The organism is Actinomyces procaprae (assembly GCF_004798665.1).
GTDB lineage: Bacteria > Actinomycetota > Actinomycetes > Actinomycetales > Actinomycetaceae > Actinomyces > Actinomyces procaprae.
Map to the genome: position 1 here is coordinate 1,689,948 of NZ_CP039292.1, position 17,378 is coordinate 1,707,325.

The following is a 17,378-nucleotide window of genomic DNA, read 5'->3' on the forward strand; positions in this document are numbered from 1 at the left end:
CTCAGCCCTGCTCGCCCGGGCGGCCAGCCGCGTCGCCGACCGTGTGCAGACGGGGCGCGAGATCCGCCTCGTCACCCGGCATCCAGGTGGCTGCCTCGGCGCTGACCTGCTCACCGGAGCGAATGTCCTTGACCGAATCGGGTTCGCCGTCGACACCGGGGAACCAGACGAAGGGGATGGAGCGCTTGTCCGCGAAGCGGATCTGCTTGCCGTACTTGGCCGCCGTCGGCGACACGTCAGCGGCTATGCCACGGGAGCGCAGCACGTCCGCGACGGCGTCGGAGGCTCCGCGGTGCGCCTCATCGGCTACCGCGACCAGCACCACGGTGGGTACGGCGCGCGTCACCTCCAGCATCCCGCCGCCGATCACCCTGGCGAGCAGCCGTGACAGTCCGATGGAGATTCCCACACCCGGGAAGGTCCGCTTGCCGTCGGAGGCGAGGGAGTCATAGCGGCCGCCGGAGCACACCGAGCCGAGGTCCTCGTGCCCGGCCATGAAGGACTCGTAGACGGTGCCCGTGTAGTAGTCCAGGCCGCGGGCGATCTTCAGGTCCGCGATGATGGCGCCGGGGCGGCGGCGCGCGGCGGAACGCAGCAGCTCCGCCAGCTCATCCAGGCCCTGATCCAGCAGCTCACTGGGGTCGGCGCCGTCCAGGGCGGCCAGGACGCCTTGCCGCACCTGCTCGGCGTCGGCACCCGTGACCTGGGCCAGCCGCAGGGCCGCGTCGGCCTGCTCCGGGGTGATGCCCACGACGTCGACCAGCTCGGTGGCGACCCGGCCGGCGCCGATCTTGTCGAGCTTGTCCACCACGCGCAGCACCTCGGCGAGCAGGTCCTCGGCAATGCCGATGGACTGGTAGAAGCCCTGGGCGACCTTGCGGTTGGACACGTGGATGGTGACGGCGGGGATCGGTAGCGCGCTCAGCGCTTCGTGCATGATCAGCGGCATCTCGACGTCGTGGTACAGCGGCAGGGCGCCATCCCCGACGACGTCGATGTCCGCCTGGATGAACTCGCGGAAGCGGCCCTCCTGCGGGCGCTCGCCGCGCCAGACCTTCTGGATCTGGTAGCGCTTGAACGGGAAGTGCAGCGTGCCGGCGTTGTCCAGCACGTAGCGGGCGAAGGGCACCGTCAGGTCGAAGTGGAGCCCGAGCTGCTTGGCCGGGTCGGTGGTCTCCTCGCCTGGATCCGCCTGCAGTCGGGACAGCAGGTAGACCTCCTTGCTGGTCTCGCCCTTGCGGGTCAGCTCCGACAACGGCTCGACGGCGCGAGTCTCAATCCCGCTGAATCCGTGCAGTTCGAACGTGCGGCGCAGGGTGTCGATGAACTGCTGCTCGACGATGCGGGCTGCGGGAAGCCACTCGGGGAAGCCGGAGAGGGAGGATTGCGCCTGTCGGACCTGTGCTGGAGCCATGGGCCGCATTGTGTCATGCCGCCCAGGGCCGGGAGCACCTGCGCCGTGCCCGCCCCGACCGGCGCTCACGCACCGGTCACCCTGGGTCCTGCGCCGTGCCCGCCCCGACCGGCGCTCACGCACCGGTCACCCTGGGTCCTGCGCCGTGCCCGCCCCGACCGGCGCTCACGCACCGCTCTCGCCGCCGCGGACCTTGGCCTCAGCCAGATAGGGGTTGGCATGGTGCTCATGCGCCATGGTCGTGGCCGCGCCGTGGCCGGGCAGCAGGACCGTGGCCGGATCAACCGCACTGGCCAGCAGCCGCAGCGTCGCCCACATCTGGTACTGGTCTCCCCCGGGCAGATCGGTGCGTCCCACGCTGCCCTTGAAAATGACGTCCCCGTCCAGCGCCACCAGGTAGTCGCGCTCCGGAACATCGCTCGGATCGTCAAGCACCTCCGCCTCGAAGAGGAGCTGGTTGTCACCCAGGCGCGCATTGAGGAAGAACAGCGTGGATCCCTCCGAGTGTCCGGGTGCGGGCACCGCCTGCAGGGCCACGCCGGGCACCAGCTCGACGGCACGTCCGAACCCCTCCTGCGGGAAGGGGCGCACATCCACCGGACGCAACCAGGAACTACCCGCAAGGTCTGCGAATGACCTGCCGTCGACGGTGATCCCGGTTGTGGCCGCGGGGTCGTCGAGCCGATACAGGTCCGGCTGGGGAATGTAGACCGGCACACTCGTGGAATCCGCCATACCCGCCGCACCCATGTGGATACGGCCCTCCGTGACCGCTGCGTCGATCAGGCGCTGGGCGTCCCACACATGATCGGCGTGGCCGTGGGTAAGCAGAATCGCGCCGAGAGTGAGATTGTGGGAGCGCAGGAGCGCCATGGCGCCGCGGGGCGCGCCGACACCCGGGTCGACCACCAGGGCGGGGCCGCCCGCCTCCGCAGCCAGAACGTAGCAGTTGGACCCGAAGACGGCAGCAAGTGTGCGCTCGATGAGCATGACGGCATGCTATCGGACCGTTCCCGCGCCCCTCGCTACGCTGCTGGGTGATTCGCCTGCCGGTACGGCGGTTCCGCCTCACCCTGCCGACGGGTAGGCTCACCCTCAACTGCCGCCCTCCGGCGGCGTGTCGTCGTCCGGCCCGGTGCCGGACGTGAACGGAACGGGGCGGAATCACCTGCCCCAACCCCGTCAGATCCGTGAAGGAGCGCAATGACTGAGCAGACGCAGCCCCAGGCCGAGCCCACCACGCCCGTCGTGGAGCCCCCGGCCGCCACCGGGCAGGCTGCTACCGAGACCATCTCGACGGCGTCGCCCGCCGACGAGCAGTCCGCCACCGAAGCCCCGCAGGCCGCCGCTGCTGAACCGCTGGCGTCGCCCACCAGCGCCGACGCGCCGGACGGTTCCGGCGAGGGCAAGCCGACCGAGGCCGATGAGACCGACGTGCAGGCGACCGACTCCCCCGCGCCGGCAGCGCAGGAACCGGAGATCGACCCTGAGGCCGCCATGGACGCGGCCAAGTGGGGCCGGGTCGACGGCGAGGGCCGGGTGTTCGTGCAGGACGGTGGCTCCGAGCGAGAGGTGGGACAGTTCCCCGGCGTCCCCATCGCCGAGGCCATGGCCTATTACGTGCGCCGATTCCTGGACCTCAGCTCCAGCATTGACCTGTTCGCCGCCCGCCTGCCGCACCTGTCGGTTAGGGAGATCGACTCCACCATCAAGAACCTTGACGAATCCCTCAAGGAGCCGGCCGCCGTCGGCGACCTGGAGGCGCTGCGTGCCCGGTTCGCCGCGCTGAAGTCCGTGGCGCTGGAGCGCCGCCAGGCGGTCGCCGCCGAGCGTGCCGCCGCCAAGGAGCAGGCGCTCAAGGACCGCACCGCGATCGTCGAGCGTGCCGAGGCCGTGGCCGCGCAGGACCCGGCCCGCACCCAGTGGAAGTCCTCTGGTGCGGAACTGCGCACCCTGCTGGAGCAGTGGAAGGAGGCGCAGCGGCGCGGCCCGCGTCTGGACCGCCCCTCCGAGGACGCCCTGTGGAAGCGTTTCAGCCACGCCCGCACCACGTTCGACCGTCACCGGCGCCAGTACTTCAGCGAGCTCGACGCCAAGCAGGCCAAGGTCAAGGCCGCTAAGGAGGCGCTGATCAAGCGCGCGGAGGAGCTGTCCAAGTCCACGGACTGGGCGGCAACCTCTGCCCGCTACCGGGAGCTGATGGCCGAGTGGAAGAAGGCCGGGCGCGCCTCCCGTAAGGAGGACGACGCCCTTTGGGAGCGGTTCCACGCCGCCCAGCAGGTCTTCTACGACGCCCGCCGGGCCAAGGATGAGGCCACCGATGCCGAATACGCCGGCAACCTGAAGGTCAAGGAGGAGCTCGCCGCCAAGGCCGAGGCGCTGCTGCCGATCAAGGACCCCAAGGCGGCCCGCAAGGCGCTGCGCCCCATCCAGGAGGCTTGGGACGAGGCCGGTCGGGTTCCTCGCAACGCGGTACGGCGGCTGGAGGCACGCATGCGCGCCGTCGAGGATGCGCTGCGCCGCGCCGAGCAGGCCGAGTGGCGCCGCACCGACCCGGAGACCCAGGCCCGCGCCCAGGGCCTGGCCAGCCAGCTGGAGGACTCCATCGCCGAGCTGGAAGCTGACCTGGCCGCCGCCAAGGACTCCGGCGACGCCAAGGCGCAGGCGCAGGCAGAGGCTGCGCTCACCGCACGCAGGGCCTGGCTGGACCAGGTGCGCCGCACCACGCGCGCCTGATCCGCACGGAACCTTCGGCCACGACGTCGGCGGGCCCCACCCTCACGCAAGGGTGGGGCCCGCCGTCGCGCTGTGGGCCGCGCATCGCAGGACTGCGGCTCGGTGCCGGCTACTGGGCAGCCGGGGCCAGGTTGCGCCAGGCGCGGCGGTGCAGCAGCACGCCGGCGGCGACGGATACGTTCAGCGACTCCACCGCCGGGTTCATCGGAATGCTCACAGTCGCCTGCGCCAGTGCCCGCGCCTGCGGCGTCAGCCCGGTGGTCTCGGCCCCCAGGATCAGGGCCAGTCGTCCCTCCCAGGCCGACAGCCGGTCCAGGGAGCCCGTCGCCCCGGCGTCGAGCGCGGCCAGGTGCCCGCCGGCGCGGGTGAAGTCCACCGCCAGGGAACGGGCCTCGTCCCAATCCATCAGCGCCACCGGCAGGGAGAAGACATAGCCGCGGCTGGCACGGATCAGTCGGCGGTCCGCAATGGAGGCCAGCCCGGAGTCCACCAACACGATCCCGGCGGCCCCGAAGGCGTAGGCGCTGCGGGCGATCGCGCCGATGTTCCCGACGATCCGCACCCCGTCGAGGATCAGCAGGTCGCCGGAGGCCTGCAGTAAGTCCTCGGGCTGCACCGGTGCGGGTACGCGGGCCACGCCGAATATCTCTGGGCGCTTGTCGGAGCGGAACAGGTCCGTGGCCAGGGCGGCGGCAATGACGGTGACGGGGACGCGTCGGCGCGAGCACTCGTCCAGTAGCTCACGGGGCGGGCGGGAAGAGTCGAGCACGTACACGTCGGAGAAGCGCAGCCCGGCCCGCAGGGCGTTCAGCAGGGGCTCCGAGTCCTCAACGAGTAGGGATTTGCTGGGGCTAGAGGCCGCCTTGGCCAGGTCGGCGATCCGCTGCGCGGCCGGTGCGGCCCTGTCGGACAGCACCTCTCCCCCGAAGGCATCCCCGTGTCCGCACTCGGCCGCCTTCCCGGTCATCTTCACGTCCTCTCCTTGGAGCCAACTCGGTGCGCGGCGAGTCTAGTCGGTCGGTCCTTCATGTACTTGATTACGTAGGGGACGCCACGGGACTCATGGTTCGTCGGTGGGTTGGACGATTATCGTCTGGATCTCTGCCACCGGGATGGTGGTGGTTGTGGAGGTGGTGTGGGTGTCCATGGTTCCGGTGGCGCCGTCGGTGGCGGTGAACTCGATCGCGTAGCTCACCTTCACATCCACCGGGGTCACACTGTCCCTGAAGTGCGCGCTGGACCGGTTGAAGATGATCTTGCAGTTGGTGCCCTTGGCATCATTCTCCTCAGTCCAGGGGATGCCGAAGCCGGTGCACTTGACGGTGCCGTCCTTGGGCTGGAGCGTCAACCACTTCGCGGTGGCGGTGACTGTGGCAGTGGTGGCCCCCGCCGTGGCCGTCACGGTCACTTCCTTCGGGGTGTCGCCGGTGGCCCACACCCAGGTATCCATACCCACAATCGTCGCCCCCACATCCCCAACCATCGGGTTGTAGCCGATCGTGGCGGTAGGGATCGTCACCGCATCCCACGCCGCCTGAGCCAGCGTGGCGCCGTCGATCACCGGCTCCGGAGCCGCCTGGCCCGCAGGCACATACACGGGGGCGTTGTCGGCGTAGTAGTCCGCCATGACCTCCCCGAAATCGCGTTCGTCACCGTCAGCCATGTACCGCGGGTCGCACCACGGGACGTACCAGCGCCCCTCCGTGTCATCCGCATACGACTCATAATCCGGGAACCGGGCCTTGTACTCATCCAAGGTCTGCTGGGAGTGCGTGGTACTTAGGTAACTGGCGGCTTTCCCCGAGTCGATCCACTCCGCCCGCTGCGCCCCGGTGACACTACGCAGATACCAGCACACCGGATGCACGGCCGCGGTCACCGACTGTGACGACACCGCACCACCAGAGCTGCCGCCCGTGCCGTCCGTCGCGGCCGAGGTGAACTGCGCAGACACCGCGATCTGCACCGAACCATCCCCACCCTGTGACACCGAACCAGAAGACGAACCACCTACGATGTTATCGTCCTGCCATGCTGCCCAGGCCGCGGTTGGGGTTACGAGTGGAGTTACCAGCAAAAGTGCCGCGGTCGCCACTGCTATTAGTTGTCGAGTCATCCGCGCCATGGCTCACACCGTGCACTCGTTGGTCGAAAGGGACTCCTCAGAGGCTTCCTTCCAGGTGCCGCCCTCATAGACCATGGTGACCCTGATCTCGCGGCGCACCTGCAGAGTCTCGGGGTTGCTGACGTCATTGCCGTCAGCGTCGTACTTAACTAGGTCTGTCTGGTCGGCGCAGACCTCGACCATCGCTCTTGGCGGCACAGCATCCGGCGCCGTCAAGTGCACCGAGGTCACCGCGACCCTCACCGTACCGTCGGTTCGGCCGGCAGCATTCTTTTCAAAGTAGTCCGTAAAGGCCTGGTACTCGTCTGCGGTCATGAGGGGCTGGGCGTCCTCGATGCCGGTGCGGGTGAACCAGACGTTCCAGGTGACCTGGTCGTAGTGGACGAAGTCCTTCAGCACCTCGGTCTGCAGCTCGTCCAGATCCTCGGGGATAGAGGTAACCACGTACCGGTCGGTGGACAGCGACTCCACGGTCACCACACCAGCCGCTTCCGCCGAGGCCGAAGCAGATGCGGACGCCTCAGCCGCGGCGGCCGACTCCGCGGCCTTGGCCGAGGCCATCGCCTCCGGATCAAAAGTGCCGATACCCAGGGGGTTGTCGTCGGAGCCAGAGGAGCACGCCACCAGCGGCGCACACGCCAGCAGCAGCACGAGCAGGCCCGTCAACGGACGACGCAGACGATCCAAGAATGTGCCGACTAGATATCTCATATGCATGATCTCCTAAACAGTAGACAGGACAGTGGAAGTCAGCGCGACCACGACACCCGGCCGCCTCAAGGCGTCCAGTGCGGATCCGGCGTCGGCGAAGGCGTAGACACGAACCCGATCTCATCCAGAAGCTGCGCACCACGCCTTATCGCAATCCCCTCAAGAAACGAGACCTGAGCCGCCGCGCCAACCTCATCACTCACCGATCTGGCCGAGAAGATCACCGCCGACTTACCCTCGAACCAGGCGGCATAGGCATCCCGACGCCCAACCCACGACACCACAGTCGCATCACCAACAGCCCGAACACGCGCCCCAGGCCTAGCAGACACCGTATCCAACACCGACACGCCTATCGCCTTATAGTTAACAAGGATATCGTCAGCATCCGGTGCGGCTTCAATTTCGATCCGCTGCTTATCGCCGCCACTGACCCGGCAAGTCCAATACTCGCCGCTTGTGCTGTAGTCGCCCTCAAACACTTTAGAAACTTCGCTTACGATCGGCGCAATATCCTCGTCGTTCAACACCAAGCAATATGGTTCGTCAGGACGAGGAGGAGGGAGCTGCTGATACCCCCACCATGCCAGACGACCCGCAAACACCAGCACCACAATCGTCAACGACACCACAAACGGCGCCCCCAAACGATTAACCAAGCCCCACCGGCGATTAGAATCCGCAGACAAGACAGCAATCCACCTCAATCATCATCGTTTCCAAAACCAGCGCGAACACCATCGCTGAACTGGATCTCCAGGTCTGCCGCAGGCACATCGGGGCTCTCCATCCAGTGGTTGAACTGCTTCCTGTAAGTGGAATCGGACAACAACATTGTTAGGTCGATCTGATGGTCCTCGTCCATCCAGTCGTAGAGATCGCCGAGATCCTTCTGGTTATAGTCGATGTAGGCGGCATCAGGCAGCCGCCCCGCGTTCGATATCTGCGCCATTGCCGCCTGGAATGCCTCCTGCTGTGCAGCATCAGACAGGTCCTCGGCATCCTCTACCTGTGTCAGGTCGAACTGGCTTATCTGCTCGGTCAAGCCCGGGGTTTGCAGCGGTAACCACAACCGACGCGGCCTGGGCAGCCGGATGCGGCACAACCGACAATCCTGCACCAAAGGCACCAAGCACCGTAGAAGCAGTAAGCTCATTGGCACGCGCTTCATCATAACCGTGGGCGGCTAGCGCGTTGACAGCGGAGCGCTCAATGAACCCTAGAAGCGCGCCATCATTCCTGCTAGCAGTCTTGAACGCCTCATCCATCCCCGATCCATCACCCAAGGTGGCATCAGGATACTCGTCGAGGATGGCCTGGTTACGCGCTGTCGAGTATCTCCCGACCGCGTTGGACAAGATCAACAACGAGCTCTCTTCCATACCGACCACGCGAGCCAGCGCGCGGATGTCGCGGACTCGTGATTCCCGGGCAGCACCGCAGGACGCGTCACATCCCCTACAAACACCGCCCCCGAGGAGTCCGCATCGCCGCCAATGACGTCCTCGATGTCGGCCATAGAGTTTCCCAGTATGATGGCGACATTGTTCCGGCCCGTCTGGGAGAAGGCCTCTTCATCAATGCTACTGAGGTAAGACATGGCCTTCCCGGTCGCCCATGCGGCACGCTCGTCAGTGTCACCGTCGGAGGCACACGTCGCCGATGCGCCGGCCATTGCGGTCGTCAGCGCGTCATCACCCTGGTCGGGATCCCAGGTGCGATTGGTGAGCAGCTTCCAACGGTCCACGGAAGCCTGACCCGGAACCCAGTTACCGGCATCGCCGACCGAGCCATCTTCCTCCGGCGCCAGATACTCCAGCGCCGCCTCGGTGTTGGTCCCCATCGCCGTCAGCACGCCTTGCAGCGGGTCGAGGCTGTTACGGGTGAACACCGGACCATACTCGTCCACCTTATTGGCGGGCATCGGGAACGTCGGACGTGTCCCGTCATACGGCAACTCCTCCATCCGATCCGCCAAATCAACCAGGAAACCCGCGTCGAAATACAGACCTTCCACCGACAACAACGCATTCATCGCAGCGGTCCGCCCCTTGTGCCCATCCTCGGTCACCGCCGTCTCCAACGCTTCCGCAAGTCGAGGACCCGTGACATCATGGTGGGAAGCCGCCGCCAGGACATGCCCCATCGTATTCACAACCGAGTCGGTCGCCGCCTCATCCTCGGCCTTCGGATGAGCATACTGAGAGGTGCCGCTACTCGCAGTAGAGTAAGTGTTATCCGCCTGCACCTGCTGGACCATGTCCAGGAAAGTATCTACTCCCACGGTATTTACGAAGGCAGCACCGTAGATGTCAATATCCTGCTTCTTCGCCATGGCCTCGGCGATTTCCTCGACGGTGCGGCCGTCTTCCGCGGTCCCGTCCTTACTGGCCAGTGCCTGCTTCAGTGACGTGGCATCAGCCTTAGCGTCTGCAACCGACTGGCTGTTGTAGGCGGTGACATTCTCCGGGGTGTCCTCTACCCCATCAGGCAAGTAGTAGCATACAACACCCTCCTCGGCGGAGAAGGTGATGCCGGAGTCGTTCATGGCGATCGCCTCATCCAGACGGGTCTGCAGATCATCGATGGTTTGCTGGAGACCGGCCAGCAACCCCGACATACTCACTGACGTGCCACCCAGGGTAGCCAGGCCAAGGGTCATGGGGGTGGCCGTGTACGCCGCCGCGTAAGGAACGCTGCCAGAGAGCATGTCCTCGACACCCGCCACCGGCTCCTCGTCCCAGCTATTACTGAGGTTGTACAACCCAGAACGCTCAACCTCGGCATCATCCACCCAGGACTGCAGAGCATCAATGAAACCCTGCACCCCCTCAGCGTCCATACTCACATACGCCACGCTCACTCACCCCTCATGCATCTGACGCGAACCGCACCCGCAGCACCGCGGTGCGAGCAAACCTTACCGACACGACCCAACAGGTCACCTCCACTTTGATTTGGCCTCATCACTACCCTTCGGAACCCGATCCTCCTCACCCCACCAGGCGTTATTGGCCTTGGCATAGATGTCATCCACAACATCACGCACCGCGGTAACGGTCGAATCGATATCAGTACCGAAGTCATCTGCCAGAGGCGAGGACCACACCTCCGACAACCCACCGCTGAACGCACTCAAACCACCCGCAGGCGACACCGAGCAAGATGACGACGACACTCCGCCATCCGCACGCATCGCCCCGGCCAACGGCGACGTAGACGGGTTCACAGCCAGCACACTCTGCGCCGACTCCGCTCGGGCCCGGAGCTTCTCGATCGCCTGCTTCTTCAAGTTATCCACCATGCCCGAGCCGTCGGGCACGTTGACATCCCATGACGAATAATCACTCAACGACCCAAAACCCGAGAACGAATCATCATCAAAGTCAACCGGCAAAGACACAACCAAGCAGTCCCTTCCCACGGGCCAGGGCCCGGATAGTACGGCAAATCCGCCCCGGGCCCCGCCTACCAACGGGAAGGCAACGCGCAGGGATACGTTCAACACCGTAACGTTACCACACCTAGATAGATGGGCGCCGAGGTTCGTAGAACGCTGCGGTCCGCATCGGCGGAGGCAGTGCTTGCGCACCGGCACCACTGCCAGGAGCCTGCCCCCGTGAAACACCTGCGAGTCCAGCGCCGGAAGAGTTTTCCACAGGCCCGGTTCAGGTACTGGCACCCACGCAAGGAGGCCCGCGAGGATGACTTCATGATCGACCAGCCCGCCCCGCCCCCGCCGCCCGGTTCCTTGACTCGTACTGTTCCCGCCCGAGTTGTGCTCGCCCACCTGCTGCCCGGGGCGGTCGAACCGGCGCTCGGCCCACTCACGCAGCAGGAGTGCGCCATACTGCGGTGCGGATACTTGGACGAACAGTTGCTGGTGGACGTCTACGGCCAGATGGTTCCTGCAGACACGCTCAAATGCGCCTCCGGGAGGGCACGCGCACTGCAGGACCTGCTTCCGCACGGAGTAGTCGTAGCCGGGCTGTCCGCCATGTGGGTGCACACCGGTGGACGGGCGCCCGGCCGTTTGGAGAAGTTGCGCAACGCCGACCCGGACGCCGTCGTCACCCTCGGCGGCGTGGGCTGCCTGCGCCTGGAACGCGCCGTAGTCGACCTCGCGCGTACCGCGCCCCCCGGGGTGGCCGTCGCGGCCGTGCTGCGGGCGCGTCGCGCCGGACTGACCCGCAGTGAACTCGAGACGGCACTACTGTCCTGCCGTGGCGGCGGCATGCGGGGGCTGCGGCGGGCACGGCGCCTCATTGACGATCTATACGCGCCCGGATTTCAGGCCTCGCCGGTCCCCCCGGCGGAATCTTGCTGACGCCGCGTGGCCGACGAGGTCAAGCGCCTGGCCTCGAACACGCCGTCGATGCGTCTCAGGGAGGCCAGCGTGTGGTCCAAGTGGCTGGCGGCGGCGAGCTCGACGACGAACCTGCCGACCACGACACGGTCCCGCGAGGTTCCGACGTTCGCACTAATCAGATTCACGTGGTTGTCCGCCAGGACGCGAGTGATGTCCGCCAGCAACCCCCCACGATCAAGGGCCTCCACCTCCAGCTGCACCAGGTAGGCGCTCTGCGCGTGGTCAGCCCAGCGGACCTTCAGAATGCGTTCGGGCTGCTGCTTGAGCTGCTCGACATTCTGGCAGTCCGCGCGGTGCACGGACAGGCCGGAGCCGCGGGTTACGAAGCCGACGATCTCGTCCCCCGGCATGGGGGTGCAGCAGCGTGCCAGCTTCACATACACGTCGCCCTCGGACATGCCGTCGACGATGATGCCGGGGTCGCCTGCGGCCCGGGAGCGCTGCTGGGTGAGCGCCGCCCGGGTCGGCAGGACGCCCTCCGCGAGGGTCTCCTCCGCACCGGCCTCGCCACCCACCGAGGCCACCAGCGTGTCCACAACGTGCTGGGCGGAGACGTGCCCCTCCCCCACGGCCGCGTACAAGCCGTCGATGTCCTGCTTGTTCAAGGTCTCGGCAACGTTCATGAGCGAGTCATGGCTCATGAGGCGCTGGATGGGCAGGTCCTTCTTGCGCATGGCACGGGCGATGGCGCCCTTGCCGGCCTCAATCGCCTCCTCACGCCGCTCCTTGGAGAACCACGCCTTGATCTTGTTACGGGCACGCGTGGAGCCGACAAAGTTCAGCCAGTCACGGCTGGGGCCGGCACCCTGCGCCTTGGACGTGAACACCTCCACCGTGTCGCCGTTCTCGAGCCTGGTGTCCAGCGGCACGAGCCTGCCGTTCACCCGAGCGCCGACGGTACGATGCCCTACCTCCGTGTGCACGGCGTAGGCGAAGTCGACCGGCGTGGACTCACTCGGCAGGGCGAGCACATCACCCTTCGGGGTAAAGACGTATACCTGCCCACCGGACATCTCATAACGCAGGGAGTCGAGGAACTCCGCAGGATCCTGCGTCTCCTTCTGCCAGTCGACCAGCTGCCGCAGCCAGCCGAGCTCCCCGGCGTCCAAGTCACCTGGGGCACCGCCCAGTGGGCTTGGCCCAGTGGCGTTGGGGTCCTCCTTGTACTTCCAGTGCGCAGCCACCCCGTACTCCGCCATGCGGTGCATCTCATGGGTGCGGATCTGAATCTCCACGGGCTTACCGCCCGGGCCGATCACCGTGGTGTGCAGGGACTGGTAGAGGTTGAACTTCGGTACGGCGATATAGTCCTTGAACCGCCCTGACATGGGAGTCCAGCGCGAGTGCAGCGCGCCGAGAACCGCATAGCAGTCCTGGACCGTGTCCACAATCACCCGGACCGCAACCAGGTCGTAGATGTCATCGAAGTCCTTACCCCGCACGATCATCTTCTGGTAGATCGAGTAGTAGTGCTTCGGGCGGCCGGTGACGATCCCCTTGATCTTGTTGACCCGCAAGTCCTCCTCAATCTGCAGGCGCACCTGGCGCAGGTACTCCTCCCTGGCGGGGGCGCGCTCGGCAACCAGGTGCTCGATCTCGTCGTACACACCCGGGTAGAGGGCTTTGAAGGAACGATCCTCCAACTCCCACTTGATGGTGTTCATACCCAGCCGGTGCGCCAGAGGGGCGTAGATCTCGAGGGTCTCCTTCGCCTTGCGAGCGGCCGCCTCCTCAGGGACGTACTTCCACGTGCGCGCATTGTGCAGCCGGTCGCCGAGCTTGATGACCAGGACCCGGATGTCCTTGGACATGGCCACAATCATCTTGCGGACCGTCTCCGCCTGGGCAGCGTCACCGTACTGGACCTTGTCCAGCTTGGTGACGCCGTCGACCAGCAGGGCGATCTCATCACCGAAGTCGGCGCGCAGCCGCTCCAGCGTGTAGTCGGTGTCCTCGACCGTGTCATGCAGGAGCGCCGCGGCGAGGGTCTGCGGCGTCATACCCAGTTCAGCGAGAATCGTCGCCACCGCAACCGGGTGGGTTATATACGGTTCCCCGGACTTGCGCTTCTGCCCTGCGTGCGCCTTCTCAGCCACCCGGTATGCGCGCACGATCAGGCTCGTATCGGCCTTCGGATGGTTGGCGCGAAGCGCGCGCATAAGCGGCTCAATGGCGGGCGGGGTGGAATGGCCGCGCGCACCGAACCAGGCCAGCCGGCTGCGCACGCGGGAGCCGGGCACCACCGTCTCATCAGCCGTCTCGGCTCCGCTGCGCGTGTCCGTCGTCATACCCGGATCATAACCGGGATGAGCCGTCCGGGCGGCCGCACCGAGCTGGATCAGGCGGACTCGAAGACGACGACGGAGTCGATGTTCCGGCCGACGAGCTTCTGACGGCCTCCCAGCCCCGCGAGCTCAAGAAGCATGCATACCGACTCCACTCGGGCGCCGGCCTGTTCCAACAGGCTGATGGAGGCTGCCGCAGTGCCGCCCGTGGCGAGTACGTCGTCGATCACGAGCACTCGCGAGTCCTTCACAACCGTTTCGGGACGCAACTCCATACGCGCAGTGCCGTATTCGAGGGCGTAGTCGACGCCGAGCACCGGGCCCGGCAGCTTGCCCGCCTTGCGCACGGTGAGCATGCCGATGCCGAGGTGCACGGCGAGCGGCGCCGCCAGGATGAAGCCGCGGGACTCCAGCCCGGCGACGGCGTCGATATGCCCGCGGTAATGGGCGGCCAGGCCGTCGATCAGGTTGGCGAAGGCCTCCCCGTTGGACAGCAGGGGGGTGATGTCGCGGAACAGGACACCGGGCTCCGGGAAGTCCGGAATCTCCCGGAGGTTGTCCAGGACGAGCTGAGTCAGCTCGCGGGGCAGGGCCGATGAGATGGTCATGACCGCTTCTTCTTCCTCTTGGGCTGGGCGGAGACACCGAGATGGTGCCCGGGGATGACGGGTGCGGCCACGGGAGCGGCAGCAATGGCGGCAAGGGCCTCCGGGTCGTCGCCGGCGGCGGCGATGCGCTCGCCGCGTTCCTTGGCGACCCGCGCGGCCTGGTCCTTGATGACCTTCTCGCGGCCGCGCAGGTCCACGAGGATCGGTGTGGCCAGGAACAGTGATGAGAGCGTACCGGCGATCATGCCGATGAACAGGGTCAGTGCGATGTCGCGCAGGGTGCCGGCCCCCAGGATGAAGGCGCCCACCACGAGCAGGGAGGCAACCGGGAGTACACCGACGATCGAGGTGTTGATCGAACGGATCAGCGACTGGTTCACCGCCAGGTTGGCCAGCTCGCCGTAGGTGGATCGGGTCTGCGTCTCGAAGCCCTCGGTGTTCTCCCGGACCTTGTCGAACACGACCACCGTGTCATACAGGGAGTAGCCAAGGATCGTGAGCACGCCGATGATCGTGGCGGGGGTGACCTCGAAGCCGCTGGCGGCATAGACACCCACTGTGATCAGAATGTCGTGGACGAGCGCCAGCAGCGCCGCCGCCGCCATCTTCCAGGTGCGGAAGTAGGCCCAGATCAGGGCACCTACCAGAACAAAGAAGATGATCAGGCCCCGAATACCCTTGTTCGTGACGTCCGAGGACCAGGTAGGACCGATGGTGGTGGCGGATACATCCGCGTCAGTAACTCCGTAGGCCTGCGCCAGCGCGGCCGACAGGTCCTTCAGCTGCTCGTTGCTCAGTTCGTTGGTCTGCACCCGTACGGATGAGGATCCCAGGGTACTCACCGAGGATCCCGAGGACAGTCCCTCCTGCGCGAGTACGTCGTTGGCCGGCCCCACGTCGGGCTGCGCCAGCGCGGTTACGGTCACCTCCGAGCCTCCCCGGAAGTCAATGCCGGGGGTCAGCCCCACGGTGGTGATCAGCACAATCGAGGCCAGGACGACGGCACCTGCGATTGCGTACCAGAGGCGGCGCCGACCGACGAAGGGAAACGACGTGGTCCCGGAGTAGAGCTCGTTGCCAAGTTGGGCGAGGGACTTCATGCCTGCTCGTTCTCCTTTTCGCTCTTGTCCTCGGCGTCTTCAACGCCGTCGACGGCGACGGTCCGATTCTGGTCCTCTCCCTGCGGGGCGTCGGCGTCGGCACGCTCTTGAGCGCGGCGCTCCTGCGCACGCCGACGGGCGAGGGAACCGCCCGAGGCGGCAGCGGTTGCCAGCAGCCCGCCCCTGTAGGCCGAGCGTGAGCGCGCACCCAGGTGCTCGGGGTCGAGCCCGGAGAGCCTATGGCCCTCACCGAAGAACCGGAAGCGCAGGATCCACACCATCATCGGGTGCGTGAACAGGATGATCACTGCGAGGTCGACCACCGTGGTGACCCCCAGGGTGAAGGCGAAGCCCTGCACCCCGCCGACGGCCAGGAAGTACAGCACGACGGCGGCCAAGAGGTTCACCGAGTCCGAGACGATGATCGTCCTTCGAGCGTGCTGCCAGCCCTCGTCCACGGCGGCGACAAGGGTGCGGCCGTTACGTACTTCGTCACGCACGCGCTCGAAGTACACGATGAACGAGTCCATGGTGATACCGATCGCGATTATCAGGCCGGCGACGCCCGCCAGCGATAGGCGGTAGCCCATCGACCAGCTCAATAGTGCGATCACCAGGTAGGTGCCGGCGGCGGCCACCAGCAGTGACGCCACGGCGACCACTCCCAGCCCCCGGTACTGCCAGGCCAGGTACACCACGATCAGGAAGAAGCCGATCAGTCCGGCGATCAGGCCGTTGCGCAGCTGCTCGGTGCCCAGCGTCGCGGAGATCCGCTGCTCGGACTGGACCGTGAAGGACAGGGGCAGCGATCCGAAGGACAGCTGATTGGCAAGCGTGTTCGCCTGCGCCTGGGTGAAGCTGCCTGAGATCTGCACCCGGCCGTCGGTGATGGCGGTGGTGACGTCCGGGTTGAACCCGGAGGACATGATCGTCAGCCCATCGAGCACAATGGCGAACTGCGCCTTCTGTGAGTCCGCGGAGCCGGCATCGGACGTGCCGGTCGCCGCAGCCGCCGAGGCGGCGTCACGGTAGGCGATCAGCCGCTCGGAGACGTCGGCGAAGGCCTTCGTGCCGGCCTCGTTGAACTCGAGTGAGACCACCCAGTTGTTGGTGGTGGTTCCCTGACTGGTCGTCTCCAGTCCGGATGAGGCGGAGGCGATGTCGGTGCCGGCGATATCGGCCGGCCCCAGGATGTAGATCGTGCCGCTGCCGTCGCGAGCGCAGGAGATCACGGCCGACTCGGGATCCTGCGCCTCGCCCGTGAGAGAGTCGGCCGCGGTGCAGTCAGTCATGTACGCGTCGTAGATGAGCTGCTCGGAGAGCCAGGCGTCGGAGGAATGGTCATCGCTCGTGGACTCCAGCGGGTCGGGGCTGATGGTGCCATCCCCATTCACATCGGCCAAGGTGGTGGCCATCTCCTCGGCAGTGACCGTCTCAGTCGGAAGCGCGGTGGCCGCGTCTGTTGCCGGGTCGGTGGCCGCCTCTGTCGCCGCGTCGGTGGCCGCCTCAGTCTCCGCGTCGGTGGCCGCCTCTGTCTCCGCGTCGGTGGCCGCGTCCGTCGCGGCCGCGCTGGCCAAGCTGGACACGTAGTTGTTCTGCGCCTCCGCGTAAGTCGCGGCACCGGCCTGCAGGATGCGCAGGACCGGGCGGAAGTACAGCACCGCCGAGGTACGCACCAGGTCCAGGGTCTCCTCGCTGGGAGTTCCCGGCAGGGAGACCATGATGTTGTTCCCGCCCTGCCGGGAGATCTGTGCCTCGGACACGCCGGTGGCGTCCACGCGCTGCCGGATGATCTCAATCGCCTGGTCCAGGTCCTCGTCCGTGATCTCCGAACCGTCCGAGGTGGTTGGCGTGAGGATGATCTGGGTTCCGCCCTCCAGGTCGAGGGCGAGCCCCGGCGTCATCTGGGTGCGACCGGTGGCGGTACCGACCGCCAGTGCGACGTAACCGAGCACGATGACCAGGAGCAGCGCCAGCAGGCGCCGACCCGGATGCTTGAGCTTATTGCTGGACACGCGGTCCTCTCTTCG

Annotated in this window: 15 protein-coding genes; 2 read left to right on the forward strand and 13 right to left on the reverse strand. The window is 66.4% G+C overall.

What is annotated here, in order from left to right; genetic code table 11:
- Position 1 precedes the first annotated feature (1 nt).
- Both hisS and E4J16_RS06750 read right to left on the reverse strand, forming a co-directional pair.
- A complete protein-coding gene (gene hisS, locus E4J16_RS06745) occupies positions 2–1,423 on the reverse strand; it encodes a histidine--tRNA ligase (RefSeq protein WP_136313592.1) in 1,422 nt (473 codons plus the stop codon).
- Between the two features lie 156 nt (positions 1,424–1,579).
- On the reverse strand, positions 1,580–2,404 hold the full coding sequence (locus E4J16_RS06750; RefSeq protein ID WP_136194361.1) for an MBL fold metallo-hydrolase: 825 nt from the start codon (positions 2,402–2,404) through the stop codon (positions 1,580–1,582).
- Between the two features lie 213 nt (positions 2,405–2,617).
- On the opposite strand from E4J16_RS06750, the gene E4J16_RS06755 reads away from it, so the two are divergent.
- Positions 2,618–4,150, forward strand: coding sequence for a DUF349 domain-containing protein (locus E4J16_RS06755; RefSeq protein ID WP_136313593.1), 1,533 nt, complete (start codon positions 2,618–2,620; stop codon positions 4,148–4,150).
- A gap of 109 nt (positions 4,151–4,259) precedes the next feature.
- Here the strand turns inward: E4J16_RS06755 and E4J16_RS06760 are convergent, their stop codons facing one another.
- The 7 genes from E4J16_RS06760 to E4J16_RS06790 all read right to left on the reverse strand — a co-directional run bounded on the left by E4J16_RS06760 (position 4,260) and on the right by E4J16_RS06790 (position 10,383).
- The gene (locus E4J16_RS06760; protein WP_240038416.1) at positions 4,260–5,117 is read right to left on the reverse strand and encodes a TrmH family RNA methyltransferase; all 858 of its coding nucleotides are present in this window, start codon (positions 5,115–5,117) and stop codon (positions 4,260–4,262) included.
- A 93-nt stretch (positions 5,118–5,210) separates the two neighbouring features.
- Complete coding sequence (locus tag E4J16_RS15695; RefSeq protein WP_240038329.1) at positions 5,211–6,044, reverse strand: hypothetical protein; 834 nt, start codon at positions 6,042–6,044, stop codon at positions 5,211–5,213.
- 234 nt (positions 6,045–6,278) lie between these two features.
- Positions 6,279–6,986 (reverse strand): hypothetical protein, encoded by a 708-nt coding sequence (locus E4J16_RS06770; protein WP_136313595.1) that lies wholly within the window; start codon positions 6,984–6,986, stop codon positions 6,279–6,281.
- A gap of 65 nt (positions 6,987–7,051) precedes the next feature.
- Positions 7,052–7,513, reverse strand: coding sequence for a hypothetical protein (locus tag E4J16_RS06775; RefSeq protein ID WP_136313596.1), 462 nt, complete (start codon positions 7,511–7,513; stop codon positions 7,052–7,054).
- 176 nt (positions 7,514–7,689) lie between these two features.
- On the reverse strand, positions 7,690–8,031 hold the full coding sequence (locus tag E4J16_RS06780) for a hypothetical protein (protein WP_136313597.1): 342 nt from the start codon (positions 8,029–8,031) through the stop codon (positions 7,690–7,692).
- A gap of 315 nt (positions 8,032–8,346) precedes the next feature.
- Entirely contained in the window at positions 8,347–9,828 is a 1,482-nt protein-coding gene (locus tag E4J16_RS06785; RefSeq protein ID WP_338028886.1) for a DUF6571 family protein, read from the reverse strand.
- A gap of 99 nt (positions 9,829–9,927) precedes the next feature.
- Positions 9,928–10,383, reverse strand: coding sequence for a hypothetical protein (locus E4J16_RS06790; protein WP_136194432.1), 456 nt, complete (start codon positions 10,381–10,383; stop codon positions 9,928–9,930).
- A 315-nt stretch (positions 10,384–10,698) separates the two neighbouring features.
- On the opposite strand from E4J16_RS06790, the gene E4J16_RS06795 reads away from it, so the two are divergent.
- Positions 10,699–11,313 carry a hypothetical protein gene (locus E4J16_RS06795; protein ID WP_136313599.1) on the forward strand — a complete coding sequence of 205 codons (615 nt, stop codon included), beginning with the start codon at positions 10,699–10,701 and terminating at the stop codon, positions 11,311–11,313.
- Here the strand turns inward: E4J16_RS06795 and E4J16_RS06800 are convergent.
- From E4J16_RS06800 to secD, 4 genes are read right to left on the reverse strand one after another with little or no spacing between them, the layout of a single operon-like run.
- Entirely contained in the window at positions 11,277–13,643 is a 2,367-nt protein-coding gene (locus tag E4J16_RS06800; protein ID WP_136313600.1) for a RelA/SpoT family protein, read from the reverse strand. The genes E4J16_RS06795 and E4J16_RS06800 overlap by 37 nt on opposite strands.
- A gap of 50 nt (positions 13,644–13,693) precedes the next feature.
- Complete coding sequence (locus tag E4J16_RS06805; protein WP_136313601.1) at positions 13,694–14,248, reverse strand: adenine phosphoribosyltransferase; 555 nt, start codon at positions 14,246–14,248, stop codon at positions 13,694–13,696.
- Positions 14,245–15,348 carry a protein translocase subunit SecF gene (secF, locus tag E4J16_RS06810; protein WP_136313602.1) on the reverse strand — a complete coding sequence of 368 codons (1,104 nt, stop codon included), beginning with the start codon at positions 15,346–15,348 and terminating at the stop codon, positions 14,245–14,247. The genes E4J16_RS06805 and secF overlap by 4 nt, the downstream gene beginning before the upstream one ends.
- Positions 15,345–17,363: a protein translocase subunit SecD gene (secD, locus tag E4J16_RS06815; protein WP_136313603.1), complete on the reverse strand. Its 2,019-nt coding sequence runs from the start codon at positions 17,361–17,363 to the stop codon at positions 15,345–15,347. Before secD ends, secF begins: the two co-directional genes overlap by 4 nt.
- Between the last annotated feature and the right edge of the window lie 15 nt (positions 17,364–17,378).

Excerpts from the sequence above, each read along its gene's own strand:
- E4J16_RS06750 (WP_136194361.1), bottom strand. The coding sequence starts at position 2,404 with ATGCTCATCGAGCGCACACTTGCTGCCGTCTTCGGGTCCAACTGCTAC.
- secF (WP_136313602.1), bottom strand. The coding sequence starts at position 15,348 with ATGAAGTCCCTCGCCCAACTTGGCAACGAGCTCTACTCCGGGACCACG.
- E4J16_RS06785 (WP_338028886.1), bottom strand. The coding sequence starts at position 9,828 with ATGGACGCTGAGGGGGTGCAGGGTTTCATTGATGCTCTGCAGTCCTGG.
- E4J16_RS06805 (WP_136313601.1), bottom strand. The coding sequence starts at position 14,248 with ATGACCATCTCATCGGCCCTGCCCCGCGAGCTGACTCAGCTCGTCCTG.
- E4J16_RS06800 (WP_136313600.1), bottom strand. The coding sequence starts at position 13,643 with ATGACGACGGACACGCGCAGCGGAGCCGAGACGGCTGATGAGACGGTG.
- E4J16_RS06795 (WP_136313599.1), top strand. The coding sequence starts at position 10,699 with ATGATCGACCAGCCCGCCCCGCCCCCGCCGCCCGGTTCCTTGACTCGT.
- hisS (WP_136313592.1), bottom strand. The coding sequence starts at position 1,423 with ATGCGGCCCATGGCTCCAGCACAGGTCCGACAGGCGCAATCCTCCCTC.
- E4J16_RS06755 (WP_136313593.1), top strand. The coding sequence starts at position 2,618 with ATGACTGAGCAGACGCAGCCCCAGGCCGAGCCCACCACGCCCGTCGTG.
- E4J16_RS06760 (WP_240038416.1), bottom strand. The coding sequence starts at position 5,117 with ATGACCGGGAAGGCGGCCGAGTGCGGACACGGGGATGCCTTCGGGGGA.
- E4J16_RS06770 (WP_136313595.1), bottom strand. The coding sequence starts at position 6,986 with ATGAGATATCTAGTCGGCACATTCTTGGATCGTCTGCGTCGTCCGTTG.